The sequence below is a fragment of the Chitinophaga sp. GbtcB8 genome (assembly GCF_019091455.1).
Lineage (GTDB): Bacteria > Bacteroidota > Bacteroidia > Chitinophagales > Chitinophagaceae > Chitinophaga.
The window spans coordinates 1-229 of the sequence record NZ_JAGXJN010000548.1 but is presented as its reverse complement, the minus strand read 5'-3'; the positions used below and the strand labels follow the sequence as shown (position 1 = coordinate 229).

The following is a 229-nucleotide window of genomic DNA, read 5'->3' as shown; positions in this document are numbered from 1 at the left end:
AGAAGACTTACCATCCCCGAAATCCAGCGTACCGTTCAGGTACCCTAACCCAATGCCCAGCTTTAAAGGGGCTTCCCCCAAGGGATATTTGCCTTTACCCATACCCAGCTGCTGCTCATTTTTGCGGGCTAACAGTAACTCATCCACGCCGGTGAGACGTCCCTGTTGCAGTTTTATTTTTGCGGGGTATGATACCCCCTGCTCCGGCACCCCGATCTGCAGCTGCATG

General features: G+C 53.7%; 1 protein-coding gene. It reads right to left on the bottom strand.

Annotated elements, in window-relative coordinates:
• Nucleotides 1-229, bottom strand: a 229-nt coding sequence (locus tag KVT36_RS32530) for a hypothetical protein (RefSeq protein WP_217607554.1), incomplete at both ends; no start/stop codon positions are given.